The organism is Amaricoccus solimangrovi, from assembly GCF_006385685.1.
In the GTDB taxonomy this organism is placed as follows: domain Bacteria; phylum Pseudomonadota; class Alphaproteobacteria; order Rhodobacterales; family Rhodobacteraceae; genus Amaricoccus; species Amaricoccus solimangrovi.
In genome coordinates, this window is sequence record NZ_VFRP01000001.1 from 316,901 (window position 1) to 331,726 (window position 14,826).

General features: G+C 70.2%; 13 protein-coding genes. 5 read left to right on the forward strand and 8 right to left on the reverse strand.

The genetic code is table 11. The features are described from left to right. The first annotated feature begins 61 nt into the window (after window positions 1-61). Window positions 62-673 (forward strand): acyl-homoserine-lactone synthase, encoded by a 612-nt coding sequence (locus FJM51_RS01450; RefSeq protein ID WP_140452318.1) that lies wholly within the window; start codon window positions 62-64, stop codon window positions 671-673. A gap of 203 nt (window positions 674-876) precedes the next feature. Then, window positions 877-1,326 carry a helix-turn-helix domain-containing protein gene (locus FJM51_RS01455; RefSeq protein WP_233712925.1) on the forward strand — a complete coding sequence of 150 codons (450 nt, stop codon included), beginning with the start codon at window positions 877-879 and terminating at the stop codon, window positions 1,324-1,326. A gap of 409 nt (window positions 1,327-1,735) precedes the next feature. Here FJM51_RS01455 and lexA read toward each other — a convergent pair whose 3' ends face one another. The 6 genes from lexA to FJM51_RS01485 all read right to left on the reverse strand — a co-directional run bounded on the left by lexA (window position 1,736) and on the right by FJM51_RS01485 (window position 6,599). Then, entirely contained in the window at window positions 1,736-2,410 is a 675-nt protein-coding gene (gene lexA, locus FJM51_RS01460) for a transcriptional repressor LexA (RefSeq protein ID WP_140452319.1), read from the reverse strand. A gap of 92 nt (window positions 2,411-2,502) precedes the next feature. Further along, entirely contained in the window at window positions 2,503-3,696 is a 1,194-nt protein-coding gene (locus tag FJM51_RS01465) for a molybdopterin molybdotransferase MoeA (protein ID WP_140452320.1), read from the reverse strand. Then, window positions 3,693-4,169, reverse strand: coding sequence for a cyclic pyranopterin monophosphate synthase MoaC (gene moaC / locus FJM51_RS01470; protein WP_140452321.1), 477 nt, complete (start codon window positions 4,167-4,169; stop codon window positions 3,693-3,695). The genes FJM51_RS01465 and moaC overlap by 4 nt, the downstream gene beginning before the upstream one ends. After that, on the reverse strand, window positions 4,169-4,978 hold the full coding sequence (gene trpC, locus FJM51_RS01475; protein WP_140452322.1) for an indole-3-glycerol phosphate synthase TrpC: 810 nt from the start codon (window positions 4,976-4,978) through the stop codon (window positions 4,169-4,171). The genes moaC and trpC overlap by 1 nt, the downstream gene beginning before the upstream one ends. Next, window positions 4,975-6,021 carry an anthranilate phosphoribosyltransferase gene (trpD, locus tag FJM51_RS01480; RefSeq protein ID WP_140452323.1) on the reverse strand — a complete coding sequence of 349 codons (1,047 nt, stop codon included), beginning with the start codon at window positions 6,019-6,021 and terminating at the stop codon, window positions 4,975-4,977. Before trpD ends, trpC begins: the two co-directional genes overlap by 4 nt. Continuing rightward, entirely contained in the window at window positions 6,018-6,599 is a 582-nt protein-coding gene (locus tag FJM51_RS01485) for an anthranilate synthase component II (protein ID WP_140452324.1), read from the reverse strand. The genes trpD and FJM51_RS01485 overlap by 4 nt, the downstream gene beginning before the upstream one ends. A 151-nt stretch (window positions 6,600-6,750) precedes the next feature. On the opposite strand from FJM51_RS01485, the gene FJM51_RS01490 reads away from it, so the two are divergent. Further along, a complete protein-coding gene (locus FJM51_RS01490) occupies window positions 6,751-7,044 on the forward strand; it encodes a hypothetical protein (protein ID WP_140452325.1) in 294 nt (97 codons plus the stop codon). A gap of 47 nt (window positions 7,045-7,091) precedes the next feature. Here FJM51_RS01490 and FJM51_RS01495 read toward each other — a convergent pair whose 3' ends face one another. Next, window positions 7,092-9,191, reverse strand: coding sequence for a peroxidase family protein (locus tag FJM51_RS01495; RefSeq protein ID WP_140452326.1), 2,100 nt, complete (start codon window positions 9,189-9,191; stop codon window positions 7,092-7,094). 248 nt (window positions 9,192-9,439) lie between these two features. Next, on the reverse strand, window positions 9,440-12,547 hold the full coding sequence (locus FJM51_RS01500; RefSeq protein ID WP_140452327.1) for a M10 family metallopeptidase C-terminal domain-containing protein: 3,108 nt from the start codon (window positions 12,545-12,547) through the stop codon (window positions 9,440-9,442). Window positions 12,548-12,784: 237 nt separating this feature from the next. Between FJM51_RS01500 and yajC the strand changes: the two genes are divergently transcribed. Then, window positions 12,785-13,111 carry a preprotein translocase subunit YajC gene (yajC, locus tag FJM51_RS01505; protein ID WP_140452328.1) on the forward strand — a complete coding sequence of 109 codons (327 nt, stop codon included), beginning with the start codon at window positions 12,785-12,787 and terminating at the stop codon, window positions 13,109-13,111. A 49-nt stretch (window positions 13,112-13,160) separates the two neighbouring features. Continuing rightward, window positions 13,161-14,825 (forward strand): protein translocase subunit SecD, encoded by a 1,665-nt coding sequence (gene secD, locus FJM51_RS01510; protein WP_140452329.1) that lies wholly within the window; start codon window positions 13,161-13,163, stop codon window positions 14,823-14,825. Window position 14,826: the final 1 nt, after the last annotated feature.

Consider the following 14,826-nt stretch of genomic DNA (forward strand, 5'->3'; position numbering starts at 1 on the left):
CAGTGATTAACACGACGCGCGTCGCGGGCATAGCTTGGCTCATCCAAACAGAGGATGAGTCATGCGCAACATCACTTTCGCCTTTCTTGACCAGCATCGCCACGGCGCCGCCTTCCACGACTTCCTGCGGCTCCGCAAATCCTTCTTCGTCGATGAACTGGGATGGGACATTCCCCATGACGACGAAGTGGAAATGGACCAGTACGACAACCCGCTCGCGCATTACTCGCTGGTGCTGCGCGGGGGCGCGGTCATCGGCGGCGCGCGCTGCATGCCGACCACCGCGCGCTGGGGCAATCACACCTATATGTTGCGCGACGCGCTGCGCGGCGGGCTGCGCCACATCCCGCCCGAGGTGATGCCGGCCGACATCGCGACGCCCGAGGTCTGGGAATGCACCCGGCTCGTGATGTCCCACGACGTCGCGGGCCATGCCGAGCGCGCGACCTGCCTGTCGCTCATCGTCGACGGGCTGGTGCGGGTCGCGCGGTCGCGCGGCGCCGAGGCGCTGGTCTCGCTGTCGCCGCTGCCGCTGATGCGGGGGCTGCGCCAGCTCGGCTTCGACGCGCAACGCCTCGGCGAGCCCTATCTCAACGAGAACGACGGACGCAAATACGCGGTGCTGCAGATGTCCGCCACCCCCGCGCCCGAACAGCTGATGGCGGCCGAGTAGGAACGCCTGTCCCGCGATCGCGTCTGTACAATAGGACAGGTTTCGCGAGTAGAGCGTCGGCGGGATAAGACGGGACGGGGGCGGGACCAGATCCCGCTCCTCCTCCCCGAGAGGGGCCGTGGCGGCGGAAGGGGGCGCCCGGCCGCCGCCACGAAAACGTTTGAACGAAAAAGATGATTGAAAAGGAAGGGGGCGCAGCCACTATGAATGAACTCCCGATGCAGGCGAGCAAGACGAGCCAGGTCGACGCGCATGTCGGCCGACGCATGCGGCAGCGGCGCGAGTATCTCGGCATCAGCCAGAGCCGCCTTGGACAGCATCTGGGGCTGACCTTCAGCCAGGTGCAGAAATACGAGAACGGTTCGAACCGGATCGGCGCGGGCCGGCTCTATCTGATGGCGCGCATCCTGCAGGTGCCGGTCCAGTACTTCTACGAAGGGCTCGGATCCCGGCCGGGATTCGAGGCGGAGACCGAGGGTCCGAAGGAGGCCGAGCTGACCATGCTCGACGACGCCTTCCTGTCGATCCCCGATCCCGATACGCGCGCCTCGCTGATCGCGCTGGTCCGTTCGCTGGCCGAACAGGGCGGGGCGGCGGCCTCGACCGCGTCCCGCGCGGGCGCGCGGCGTCTCCGCCGGGCCGAGATGATCTGACCGGCCGCGCCGGCGCGTCTCGCGCGGGCGCTGGCCTGATCGGGCGGCGATCCGGGCCTTGGGTCCGGACCGCGCGGAGCGGGCCGTTGCCCGCGAGTCCGGTTCTCCCCGCCCGTTGGCGGGGCCCCTCGCTCCGGCGCTTCGGGCCGGCGCGGACTGCCCGATAGATTTCATGCCCATATGAAGCACGGGGAAGAAGCGAGCTTCCAGCCGAGCAACCGGCGGCTCGAACAGCCGGCGGGTGCGACGAGGCGTGCCGTCTCCGGCGAGGCGCCCTGACGGGCGAAGGTCGTGAAACGCGTCGCGGGCGCGGCCTTGCGAAGGGCGCCGCCCTCGCCGCGGCGCCACCGCCCGGAGGGCTTGGATTTCGCAACGTTCAAGCTTGGTGGACGGGCGCCCGGTCGCGGGCTCAGTAGGTGCGGAGCAAGCCGACGAGCCTGCCCTGCACCCGGACCTGGTGATCCTGGTAGAGCCGGGTTTCGTAGGCGGGATTCGCCGCCTCCAGCGCGATCGTGCCGCCCCGGCGGCGGAAAGTCTTCAGCGTCGCCTCCTCGCCGTCGATCAGCGCCACGACGATGTCGCCGTTGTTCGCGGTCGACTGCTCCTGGATCACGACCAGGTCGCCGTTGTTGATCCCGGCGTTGATCATCGAATCGCCCCGCACCTCGAGCGCGTAGTGCCGGCCCTGGTGCGCGAGCATCGCGGCCGGAACCGCGACGTTGCGCGACACCTGCTGGATCGCCTCGATCGGCGTGCCGGCGGCGATCCGGCCCATGACCGGCAGTTCGAAGAAGGCCGCGGCCGTAGGCGTCGCGACCGGCGCCTCCGCCTCCCGGGCGGAGGGAAGCGCCGCGCCCGCGCTCTCGAAACTGTCGGGCAGGCGCAGGATCTCGATCGCGCGGGCCCGGTGGGCGAGTCGGCGGATGAAGCCGCGCTCCTCGAGCGCGGTGATCAGCCGGTGGATCCCGGATTTCGAGCGGAGGTCGAGCGCCTCCTTCATCTCGTCGAAGGAGGGGGGGACGCCGTCCCGGCGCAGGCGATCGTGGATGAAGTGCAGCAGATCATATTGCTTGCGCGTCAGCATCGCCCGTTCCCTCTTACCCGCATTCGGCTAGTGTTCTAGAAACGTTCATGTTTTGTGTCAAGGAATATTCTCAAATTGCAACTCTGGGTTGTTCAGATCCAGAGGAATTCGACCCGGTCCCCGCTTGCCCGGGCCGGGTCGTGGGGCGGGCGGACCAGGAGCGCGTTGGCCCGCGACAGCACCGAGAGCAGCGAGGAATCCTGCCGCCCGAAGGCCTCGATCCGCCAGCCGCCCGGCTCCGGCTCGGCGCGCGACATCATGTAATGCGCCCGGGGGCCGTTCGGCTCCAGCGCCGCCTCGAGCCTGGCGGGAAACCGCAGGGCCGCCTCCTCGGGCAGGCCGAGCATGCGCCGGACCGCGGGCAGGACGAAGAGCAGGCCGCAGACCATCGCCGAGACCGGATTGCCAGGCAGGCCGATCATCGGTGTCGTCCCGAGCCGGCCCGCCATCAACGGTTTTCCGGGCCGCATCGCGATCTTGTAGAAGGAGAGGTCGAGCCCGCGGCCGAGCGCGGTGGCGCGCACGAGGTCGTGCTCGCCGACCGAGGCGCCGCCGAGCGTCACCACGAGATCGGCGCCGGCGGCGAGGTCGAAGGCGGCCGTCAGGCTCTCCGGCGTGTCGCGCGCGATCGGGAGCATCCGCGCCTCGGCCCCCGCCGCTTCGAGCATCGCCTTCAGACCGAAGTTGTTGGAGCAGAGGATCTGGTCCGGCCCCGGCGTCTCGCCCGGCATCGCGAGTTCGTCGCCGGTCGCGATCAGCGCGACGACCGGCCGGCGCCGGAGCACCGGGCGGGCGATGTTCATCGCCGCGAGCAGCGCGAGATCGGCGGGGGCGAGCCGGCGCGGCGCCGCGATCCGGTCGCCGGGCATGAAGTCGCCGCCGGCGGGGCGGATGTTGGTGCCCCCCGGCGCGGCCTCGTCGAGCGTGACGGAATCCTCGACGCGGGTCGTGTTCTCCTGGATCACCACCCGGTCGGCGCCATCGGGAACCGGCGCGCCGGTGAAGATCCGGACAGCGGTGCCGGGGCGGACCGCGCCCTCGAACCGCGCGCCGGCGGCCGAGGCGCCGATCACCGCGAGCCGGTTGCCCGCGCGGTGGTCCTCCTCGCGGATCGCGTAGCCGTCCATCGCGGAGGCGTCGAAGGGCGGCTGCGGACGCGTCGCCACCGCGTCCTCGGCGAGCACGCGGCCGCCGGCCGCGGCGAGTGGCACGGATTCGGTCCCGACCGGGGAGAAGAGGGCGAGGAGGCGGGCGCGCGCCTCCTCGACGCTGAGAAGCCCGCTCATGGCGCCTCGAACCGTCCGGAGGTGCCGCCCTCCTTCATCACGACGCGGATCTCGCCGATCACCATGCCGCGGTCCACCGCCTTCAGCATGTCGTAGACGGTGAGCGCGGCGACCGAGACGGCGGTCAGCGCCTCCATCTCGACGCCGGTCGGACCCGTCGTCTTCACCCGCGCCTCGATCACCACGCGGTTCGCCTCGGGCTCGGGCGTGAGGTCGACGGCGACGCGGGAGAGGGCGAGCGGGTGGCAGAGCGGGATCAGCTCCGCGGTGCGCTTCGCGGCCATGATGCCGGCGAGCCGCGCCACGCCCGCGACATCGCCCTTCCTCGCCGTGCCGGCCATGAACAGCGCGAGCGTCGCGGGGGCCATCGCGATCGCGCCGCGTGCCACCGCCTCGCGCGCGGTCGCGGGCTTCTCCGAGACGTCGACCATCGCGGCCGCGCCGGTCGCGTCGAAATGGGTGAGGCCGGACATCAGCCCGCTTCCGGCGTCCAGGGGTTGCGCAGCAGCGCGCGCGTCGCGCCCTCGACGTTCTCCTCGCGCATCAGCGTCTCCCCGACGAGGAAGCAGCGCACGCCGTAGCTCGCGAGCTTCGCGAGGTCCCGCCGCGTCGCGATCCCGGATTCCGAGATGATGAGCCGGTCCGGCGCCACGTCGCGCGCGAGGCGGCGGGTCACGTCGAGATCGGTGACGAAGGTCCTGAGGTCGCGGTTGTTGATGCCGACGAGGTTCGAGCGCAGCATCTTCGCGCGCGCCAGTTCCTCCTCGTCATGCGTCTCGATCAGCACGTCCATGCCCCATTCGATCGCCTTGGCCTCCAGCGCGGCGGCCTCGGCGTCGGTGACGGCGGCGAGGATGATCAGGACGCAATCGGCGCCGAGCGCGCGCGATTCCACCACCTGCCAGGGGTCGAACAGGAAGTCCTTGCGCAGCACCGGCAGGCTGGTCGCATTGCGCGCCATCGCGAGGAAGCCGTCGTCGCCCTGGAAGCTCGGCCCGTCGGTCAGGACCGAGAGGCAGGCGGCGCCGCCGGCCTCGTAGGCGCGGGCGAGGGCCGCGGGGTCGAAATCCTCGCGGATCACGCCCTTCGACGGGCTCGCCTTCTTGATCTCGGCGATGAGCCCGTAGCCGCCGGCCATCGCCGCGCGCCCCAGCGCCTCGCCGAAGGGGCGCACCGGCCCCGCCGCGCGGGCGAGCGTCTCGATCTCGGCGAGGGAGCGGGCGGCCTTGCGCTCGGCCACGTCGGCGAGCTTGTAGGCCTTGATCTCGTCGAGAATGGTCATCGTCCCCGTCCTTCCTGGGCGCCCTCGGCCGCGAGCCGGGTCAGCGTCGCGAGCCGTTCCGCCTTTTCGCGCGCCGCGCCCGAATCGATGCTGGCGCGCGCGACCTCGACCCCCTCGGCGAGATCGGCCGCGCGTTCCGCGACGACGAGCGCGGCCGCGGCGTTGAAGAGCACCGCGTCGCGATAGGCCGAGGCCGCGCCGTCGAGCAGGTCGCGCAGCGCGGTGGCGTTCTGGGCCGGCGTGCCGCCCCGGATCGCCTCGAACGGATAGCTCGGCAGCCCCGCGTCGGCCGGGGTGACGTCGAACTCGGCGATCTCGCCGTCGCGGAGCTCGGCCACGTGGGTCACGCCCGCGATCGAGAGCTCGTCGGTGCCGTCGCCGCCGTGGACGAGCCAGGCCCGGTCGGAGCCGAGCGCGCGCAGCGTCTCGGCCATCGGCCGGATCACCGCGCGGGAATAGGCGCCGGTCAGCTGGCGCCGCACGGCGGCGGGATTGGTGAGCGGCCCGAGGATGTTGAAGATCGTGCGCGTGCCGAGCTCGATGCGCGCCGGCATCACGTGGCGCATCGCCGGGTGGTGCATCGGCGCCATCATGAAGCCGATGCCGACGGTCGCGAGCGCCTGCTCGACCACCTCGGGGCCGGACATCACCTGGATCCCGAGCTCGCCCAGCACGTCGGCCGAGCCCGATTTCGACGAGAGGTTGCGGTTGCCGTGCTTGGCGACCGGCACGCCCGCCCCCGCGACGACGAAGGCGGCCGCCGTCGAGATGTTGAGCGTGCCCTTGCCGTCGCCGCCGGTGCCGACGATGTCGATCGCCCCCTCGGGCGCGTGGACGCGGACGCATTTCGCCCGCATCACCGCCGCCGCGGCCGCGTATTCGGTGACCGTCTCGCCCCGGGTGCGCAGCGTCATCAGGAAGCCGCCGGTCTGCGCCGGCGTCGCCTCGCCCTCCATGATCGTCTGGAAGGCGGCCTCGGCCTGTTCGCGCGACAGCGGGCCCTCGACCGCCTTCGCGATCAAGGCTTTCAGACGGTCGCTCATGCCGGCACGCGCGCGAGCTCGAGGAAGTTCCCGAGCAGCGCGTGGCCGTGTTCCGAGGCGATCGATTCGGGATGGAACTGGACGCCGTGGATCGGCAGATCGCGATGCTGGAGACCCATGATGGTCCCGTCGGCCAGTTCCGCCGTGACCTCGAGCACGTCCGGCAGGCTCGCGCGCTCGACGATCAGGCTGTGGTAGCGCGTGGCGTGGAAGGGCGAGGGCAGGCCCCGGAAGACGCCCTGGCCGGAATGGGTGATCGTGCCGAGCTTGCCGTGCACGATCTCGCCCGCGCGCACCACCTTGCCGCCGAAGGCCTGGCCGATCGCCTGGTGCCCGAGGCAGACCCCGATGAGCGGCGTCCGCGTCTCGGCGGCGGCGGCGATCAGCGCGAGGCAGACGCCGGCCTGATCCGGATCGCAGGGCCCGGGCGAGAGCAGGATAGAGGAGGGACGCATCGCCATCGCCTCCTGCGCGTCGATCTCGTCGTTGCGGCGCACGACGATCTCGGCCCCGAGCTGGCCGAGGTAATGGTAGAGATTGTAGGTGAAGCTGTCGTAATTGTCGATCAGCAGCAGCATTTGGCGGACTTTCCAAGGCTTTTCGGCTGGCACGGGCGCTCGCGCGCGCTATACATGGCCCCGCCGGTCAGATGGGGTCAAGGGCCAGCGGGAAAGGAACGGGGATTTGCGGGTCCGGAGGCGCCGTCGGGGAGACGGATTCTGGAAGGGAGTGGCGCTCGGCCTCGCCGCGGCGCTGGTCGCGGTGCTCGCGCTGGCCTGGATCTTCCCGCCGATCCGCTATTTCGCCCCCGCCGTTCCGGGCGACACGGAGCGCGCGCCCGAGGCGCCGAAACGCCCGGCGCTGGTGCCGGGCGGCCCGGTCATCAGCGGGGACGCGGCCCGGCCGATCCTTCCGCGCCTCGGCCCGCCGCCGGCGCCCGAGGCGGCGCGTCCCGCCCCGCCGGTCCGCGACGCGGCCGGGAACACTCCCTCGCTCGTCCCGCTCCCGCCGCCGCCCGACTGAGGCGGGCGGCGCCGGGGTGGTCCCGCGAAACGCGGAACCCGCCGGTGTCAGACGATGTCGGTATTGTCCGCGAAGACGAAGTTGTAGGTATGGAGCCTGTGGCCGGCGTAGTCGTCGAGGATCACGGCGCCGTCCTCGAGATGGATCGTCTGGTTGCCGTGGCGCTCGGTCACATGGTCCCTGACGTCGGCGAGCGACTGGAACTCCGAATAGGCGGAGAGGTCGATCGTCTCGTTCCAGCGGAAATCCGCGACGTGATCGTAGCCGCCGCCCTTGAAGACGAAGGTGTCGCGGCCCGCGTCGCCGAAGAGCAGGTCGCTTCCCGTGCCGCCGTCGAGCGTGTCGCCATGCCGGCCGCCACGCAGCGTATCCATCGCGGCGCCGCCCCAGAGCATGTCGTGCCCGCCGTCGCCGAAGAGCGCGTCCCGGCCGTCGCCGCCGTAGAGATCGTCCGAGACCGCCCCGCCGGACAGCGTGTCGCGGCCGTTGAAACCGATGATCAGGTCGGCGCCGTCGGTGCCGTTCAGCGTGTCGGACGCCGATGTGCCGCCGATCCGCTCCGCCGCGACGAAGGCGTCGTGGTAGAGGCGGTTGATCCCGGTGGTGCGCGCGATGATGTCCGCGAGGCTCGTGTCCTGGATCTGGCGGATCAGCTCGGGATGGTCGGCGAAGCGTTCCTGGTACCAGAACCGGTCGCCGTCGCGCGTGTTCTCGAATTGCGTGACCGTCAGGATCGTCGCGGTCTCGCCGAGCATGGAGCCTTTGGCCTCCTTCTCGAGCAGGACGCCGACGATCGAATCGAGTTCGCCGATGCTGGAGCCGTAGACCGAGCGCAGCGCCGAGAGCGTCGCGGCGTCGACGTCGTTGGCACGGGCGAAGGCGCCGAGGCTCGAATAGGTCGAGAGGCCGAGCCCCGCGCGCAGCGCGTTGTAGTCGCCGACGCCATGATCGTCGCCGCGCGCGATGTCGACGGCGGCGAGGTCGAAGCCGAGGCCGAAGAGCTCGTTGCGGACGCCGTCGCTGACCTTGCCGTCGATCTCCTGCGCCGCCTGCGCGAGTTCGCCGCGCACCCAGAGGTCGAGATCGGCGCGGGAGGTGATGCCGTTGCCGGCGAGGAAGGACTGGGTGAAGTTGTCGCCGAGCCCGACGGTCGTGCCCGACCCGTCCTCGGCGAGTTTCGCATCCGAGGCGCTGGCCTGGTCATGGCCGAAGCGGAAGGCCACCGTCGACCATTCGTTGATGATCCTCGGATCGACCCTGGCGTCGAAACCCGAATAGGCGCTGAGCGCGTGCTTGCCAACCAGTTTCGCCAGGTACTCGTCGTAGACGACGTGCTGGAAATCCGCCTCGTTGAGCGCGCGGGCGGTCTGGTAGACCTTCTCGGTGCTCCAGCCGGGATAGAGCTTCTCGAGCTGGTCGACGTGCCAGTTGTGGTTGCGCAGGAAGATCGTCTGGTCGGCGAGCAGCTGCGCCTGCTGGTTCATCCGCGCGTCGCCGCCGACGGTGCCGACCGGGCCACCGCCGAAATCGACCGCGCCGAGCGTGCCCGCCGCCGCCTCGGCCGCGGTGATCCCGTGCGCCGCGGCCAGATCGTCCGCGTGGGGCAGCAGGCCGCCGGAGCCCGTGAGGAGCTTCGCCGAATCCGGATCGCGCAGCAGCGCGTTGATCTCGTCGGACGGCCCGTAGACCTGGGAGAGGTCCATGAAGGCGGTCTGGCTGTCGATCTGCTCGCGCACATTCGCGTTGAGCGGAGCCTCGTCGGACATCACGAAGGCGTCGCGCGAGAAGGTACCGCCGAAGACATGCGGGTCGAGGCTGGCGACCCGCTCGTCCGAACCGCTCTGCGAGCCGGCGATGTCATGGGTGATGAACTGGCCGAAGAACTGGAAGAGCTCGTTCACACCCTCGTGCGCGGGCCGGTCCTGCGAGGTCGCGAGCACCCGGTCGCTGATCGCGCGGGGGTCGTTCGCGCCGCCCTCCGCGTCGGGCCGGTCCCAGACCGATCCGTCACTGGCGCCGTAGCTGTTCGGGGTGACCCGGACGTAATGATCGAACCGCGCGCCGCCCTGGCTGTTGTTGCCGGATCCGTCGTTTTCCCGCGCGGTGACGGAGAGAGACGAGAAACCGACCCTCGACTTCGTGGCCATACGTAAGAGACCTCGCAAACTGGTTACGCGCGCACCAATCCCGCTCCCCACGATGGAGAGTTTCGCCTGCTCGCCTGCCTGACAGGTGGAGCACCCCGCAGCGAAACGCCGCGTTGATTCCGCACCCCCGCCGAGTTCCGTAGCATTACCCGCGAATTGTCTCAATCACTCCGTTGACGGCGTGGTCGAGAGGTGGCGCGTCCAGGGCCGGGAGCCAAGGAACCCCCACGAGCCTGGACGCGCCGGCGTCAGAGCAGGATGTCGGAAGCGTCGAGCGTGCCGCGGACACCGATCTCCAGGTCGTAGCGGCTGTCCCCGTCCACGTCGGCGCGCAGCAGCCTCAGTCCGTCCTCGCGGACGAAGTAGAGTTCGCCGGTGTCGCCCGTCTCCGCCTCGCCGATAAACGTGAACCGCTGGTTGCCGCGGACGTCCTCGTTCGCATCGATGTCGCTCAGCCTGATCCTGTCGGCGTGGTGGCGGAAGTCCGCGATCAGGTCATAGTCGCCCCGGTTGGACTGGCTGACCGTCTCGAAGACGTAGGTGTCGCGCCCGCCCTCGCCCTCCAGCAGGTCCGCGCCGCCCCCGCCGATGAGCCGGTCGCTGCCGGAGCCGCCGATCAGCGTGTCGTCGCCCGCGTTGCCCAGAAGGCGGTCCGCGCCGAAGAGGCCGCGGAGCTCGTCGTCGCCGCGGCCGCCGATGAGCTCGTTGTCGACGCTGTTGCCGCGGATCACGTCGTCGAACCGGGTTCCCTCGGCGATGTCGATGGAGGTCGAGGTCGCGACGGTCGCGGCGTCCCGGATCGCCGCCACGACGTCGCTCGATTCGTCGTTGATCGAGACCACGCCGCCAAAGCCGAGCCGGTCCACCAGGTCCCCGTAGGTGCTCTGGAGGCCCTCCGTCACCGCGAAGACCGGCAGGATGCCGGCGGAGGCCAGCGCATCGCGAACCTGGTTCACGCTCGGGTAATCCTCCGCCGATCCCGGCGGATCGCCCTCCACCACGCCGTCGCCGTCGTTCGCGGGCAGGTCCGGCGCGTCGCCGGCCTCGTGATACTGGTCGTCGGTGAAGAGCACGACGAGGCGCAGCGTGTCGGAGCGGAAGCCGACCTCGTCGTCGGCGTGCCGGGCGATCTGGAGCAGGACTTCGAGCTGGCTTTCGGGAAGGTCGCCGCCATTGCCGATCGTCATCGCGGCGTAGGCGTCGGTGAGCGCCGAGGCCGACGTCGTCACGTCCTGATAGACCTTGTAGACGTAGTCCGTGGAGCCGCCGAACACGCCGTAGGGCTTGTCGATGAACGCCACGGCGCCGAAGGCGCTGTCGGAATTCACGTCGCGGACGCTGTCGACGATCTCGGGCACCAGCGCGCGCACATTGGCGATGTCCGTGCCGAAGGAGCCGGAGAGATCCTGGGCGAAGACGAGATCGATCGGCAGCGCGCTGCTGCCCGTCCTGGCGATGCGCAGCGTGTAGTCTTCCGCGATCGACGCCTCGCCGATGCCGAGGTCGATCCGCGCCGCCGCGCCGGCGCCCGACGCGTCGAGCTTGTCGCGCAGGCCCACCGCGTCCTCGATCACGCCGCCGCCCGTGCTTCGCCCGAGAACGTAGGTGTCGTCGCCGGCGCCGCCGATCAGCCTCTGGTTCGTGCCGGATCCCGCGTTCAGGACGTCGTCACCGGTTCCGCCGATCAGCGTGTCCGCGCCATCGCCGCCGATCAGCGTGTCGTCGCCCTCGCCCCCGGACAGTGCGTTGTCGCCTCTCGATCCCCTGAGGACGTCGTCCCTCGTCCCGCCGCTCACGTTCTCGATGCTCCGGAAATGGTCGGTGCCGGCGCCCCGGTTCGTCTGCACTTCCTTCCCCAGGTCGATGCGCAGCCGGACGGAGCGGCCCGAGTAGTCGGCCCAGTCCGAACCGGCGCCGCCGCTCAGCCAGTCGTCGTGCGAGCCGCCGGAAAGGGTATCGTTGCCGCGCCCGCCGATCAGGGTGTCGTCGCCCTGCTCGCCGATCAGCAGGTTGCCGCGGCCGTCGCCGCTGATCCTGTCGTCGCCCTGGCCACCCCGGACCGCCTCGATCGAGATGAGACGGTCATCGCCCGCCGCGCCCGAGGCCCCGCCCGAGAGCGACACGTCCAGCGCGCCCTCGTGCGCGGAATAATCGGCGAGATCGAAGCCTCCGCCGCCTGAAAGAGTGTCGTCGCCAAGTCCGCCGATCAGCGTGTCATCGCCCGCGCCGCCTGACAGGACGTTGTCGTCCTCCGCCCCCGCGAGCCGGTCGTCGCCGCCGCCGCCGCGCGCGTTCTCGATCCCGCTGAGGCGGTCCCGGCCCATGCCGGTCCATTGCCCGTCGCCGCGAGCGAGATTGACACGGACGTCGAGGGTCGCGTCGGAATAGTCGGCGGTATCGGTCCCCGCGCCGCCGGCCATGCGATCGTCGCCGAGTCCGCCGCGCAGGGTCTCGTCGCCGTCGCTGCCGGTCAGGGTGTCGTCGCCCGAACTGCCTTCGACGCCCTCGATGCTCAGCAGCGTGTCGGTCTCGAAGGCGGAGATCTCCTGTGTTTCCTCGCCAAGGTTGATATGCACGCCTTCCGTGGAGCCGAAGGCGGGGATGAAGGTGGCGTAGCTGACGAAGTCGTCGCCCGGACCGCCCGCGATCGTGTCCGACCCGTCGCCGCCCAGCAGCGTGTCGTCGCCGGTGGAGCCTGTGAGGGAGTCGTCGCCCCCGCCGCCGTCGATCCGGTTGTCACGCCCGTCACCCGAAAGCGTGTCCGCGTAGGCGGTTCCGATCACATGCTCGAAGCCGAGGAGTTCCACCGTGCCGGAACTCGTGACCACGGAAGCATCGCCGATCCGGTAGGTCACGCCTGGAAAGAGGTTCTCGAAGGAGACCGTGTCCTGCCCGGAACCACCGCTCAGCAGCGCCGAATCCGCGCGGGCGAGCAGCGTGTCGTCGCCGTTCCCGCCGAAAAGCTCGTCCGCGCCGCCCAGTCCGTCAAGCCGGTCATCGCCGTTGCCGCCGCGCAGCGTATCGGCGCCGGAAAAGACGCCGCTCAGCGTGTCATCGCCGTTGCCGCCACTCAGCAGGTTGTCTCCGGAATAGCCGGCGTCGAGGCTGTCGTCGCCATCGCCGCCGTCGAGCGTGTCGCTATCGTAGGAGCCGTTCAGCGTGTCATCGCCGTCGCCTCCGCTCAGCGTATCCTCTCCGAAACCGCCGTCGAGCGAGTCCCTTCCGCCCTCGCCGTTGAGCACGTCATCGCCCGAGTCGCCGACCAGCGTGTCGTTGCCGGCTCGTCCGTTGAGCGTGTCGTCCGTTGCCTCTCCTGACAGGTAGTCATTGGCGTCGGTGCCTGTACGGGTGACCATTCCAGGGATTCCTTCTCGAAATAGGCAGATACTTGAAAATGGGGTGCGGCAATCCTATCACGGCACCGTGATCCTCGCCAGCGTCACAACCGCCCCAACCGACGTGCCACCGGGCCCTCCGGCGCGCCCTCCCGCCTCCGCTTGCCAATCCCCGGCCCCGCGGCTAGTGTCCGCGCGCAATTCGAGCGGGGGGTCGGGCCAGGGGCCGGGCCGCGCGCGCAAGACGAGGAACGACCGATGTTTGCAACGCCCGCTTTCGCCCAGGCGGCCGCCTCCGGGGGAGGCGCCGCCGGCCTGATCCAGTTCGCCCCGATCGTCCTGATCTTCGTGATCATGTATTTCCTGATGATCCGGCCGCAGCAGAAGAAGGTGAGGGAGCACAAGGCGATGATCGACGCGCTGCGCCGCGGCGATCAGGTGGTGACCGCCGGCGGGCTGATCGGCAAGGTCGTCAAGGTCGGCGATACCGAGCTCGAGGTGGAACTGGCGCCGAGCGTGAAGGTGCGCGTCGTGCGCTCGACCGTCACCCAGGTGCTGAGCAAGACCGTGCCCGCCGAGGCGTGACACCCCGCGCCTCCGGCCGGTCCGGAGGCGATCCCAGGGATGGACCCGAATGCTGCAATTTCCGCTCTGGAAGCGCCTGATCATCATCGCGATCTGCGTGATCGGGATCGTGATCGCGCTGCCCAACCTGTTCTATTCCCGCGTGGAGACCTCGAACGACGCCGTGACCGCGATGGAGCGCGGCGCGGCGGAGACGCCCGAGCTCGCCGCGCAACGCGCGGAATGGCCGCGGTGGATGCCGCGTGAGCTCGTCAACCTCGGCCTCGATCTCCGGGGCGGGGCGCATGTGCTGGTCGAGGTCCATACCTCCGACGTGCATGCCGAGCGGCTGGAGGGGCTCTGGCCCGACCTGCGCGACCGGCTGCGCGGCCTGCGCGACCAGGTCGGGACCGCGCGCCGGATGACGGGTACGCCGGACGAGCTCCGGATCCGGATCTCGAACCCGGCCGGAATGGACGCGGCGCTCCAGGCGGTGCGGGACGCGGCGCAGCCGGTCTTCTCGCTCACGAGCGCGGGCAGCCGGGAATTCGAGGCGCGCGCCGACGGCGACATGATCGTCGTCACGCTGAGCGACGCCGAGAAGGCCGCGGTCGACGACCGCACGATGCAGCAGAGCCTCGAGATCATCCGCCGCCGCGTCGACGAGACCGGCACGCGCGAACCCTCGATCCAGCGCCAGGGCGCGGACCGGATCCTCGTGCAGGTGCCGGGCATCGGCTCGGCAGACGAACTGCTGCGCATCATCGGCAAGACGGCGCGGCTCTCCTTCCATCCGGTGGTGAGCCAGACCACGGATCCGAAGGCCGATCCGGGTCTCGACAACCTGCTCCTGCCGATGATGGACCAGCAGGGGCTCTATTACATCGTCGAGCGGCGGGCGGTGGTGACGGGCGAGCAGCTCGTCGACAGCCAGCCCTCCTACGACCAGAACGGCATGCCCTCGGTCTCCTTCCGCTTCAACCCGGCCGGCGGGCGGGCCTTCGGCGACTATACCGCCGCCAATATCGGCAAGCCCTTCGCCATCGTGCTCGACAACCAGGTGATCTCGGCCCCGACGATCCAGAGCCACATCGCCGGCGGCTCGGGCATCATCACCGGCAACTTCACCGTCGAGGAGGCGCAGCGCCTCGCCGTGCTCCTGCGCGCGGGCGCGCTGCCCGCCGAGATCAGCGTGCTGGAGCAGCGGACCGTCGGGCCGGAGCTCGGCCAGGATTCGATCAACGCGGGCATGCTCGCGGGCGTCATCGCGCTCGGCGCGGTCGCGGTCTACATGATCGTGACCTACGGGCTCTTCGGCCTCTTCGCCAACGTGGCGCTGGTGCTCAACATCGTACTGATCTTCGCGCTCATGGCGATCATCGGCGCGACGCTGACGATGCCCGGCATCGCCGGCATCGTGCTCACCATCGGCATGGCGGTCGATGCGAACGTGCTGATCTTCGAGCGTATCCGCGAGGAGATGCGCACGGCGCGCGGCCCGGCGCGGGCGATCAACCTCGGTTTCGAACGCGCCTTCGCCACGATCATGGACGCCAACATCACCACGCTGATCGTCGCGGCCATCCTCTATGTCATGGGCTCCGGTCCGGTCCGGGGCTTCGCCGTCACGCTCGGCCTCGGCATCCTCTGTTCGATCTTCACCGCCGTCTGGGTGACGCACATGCTCGTCGCCGGCTGGTTCGACTGGCGCCGGCCGAAAACCGTGACGGTCTGAG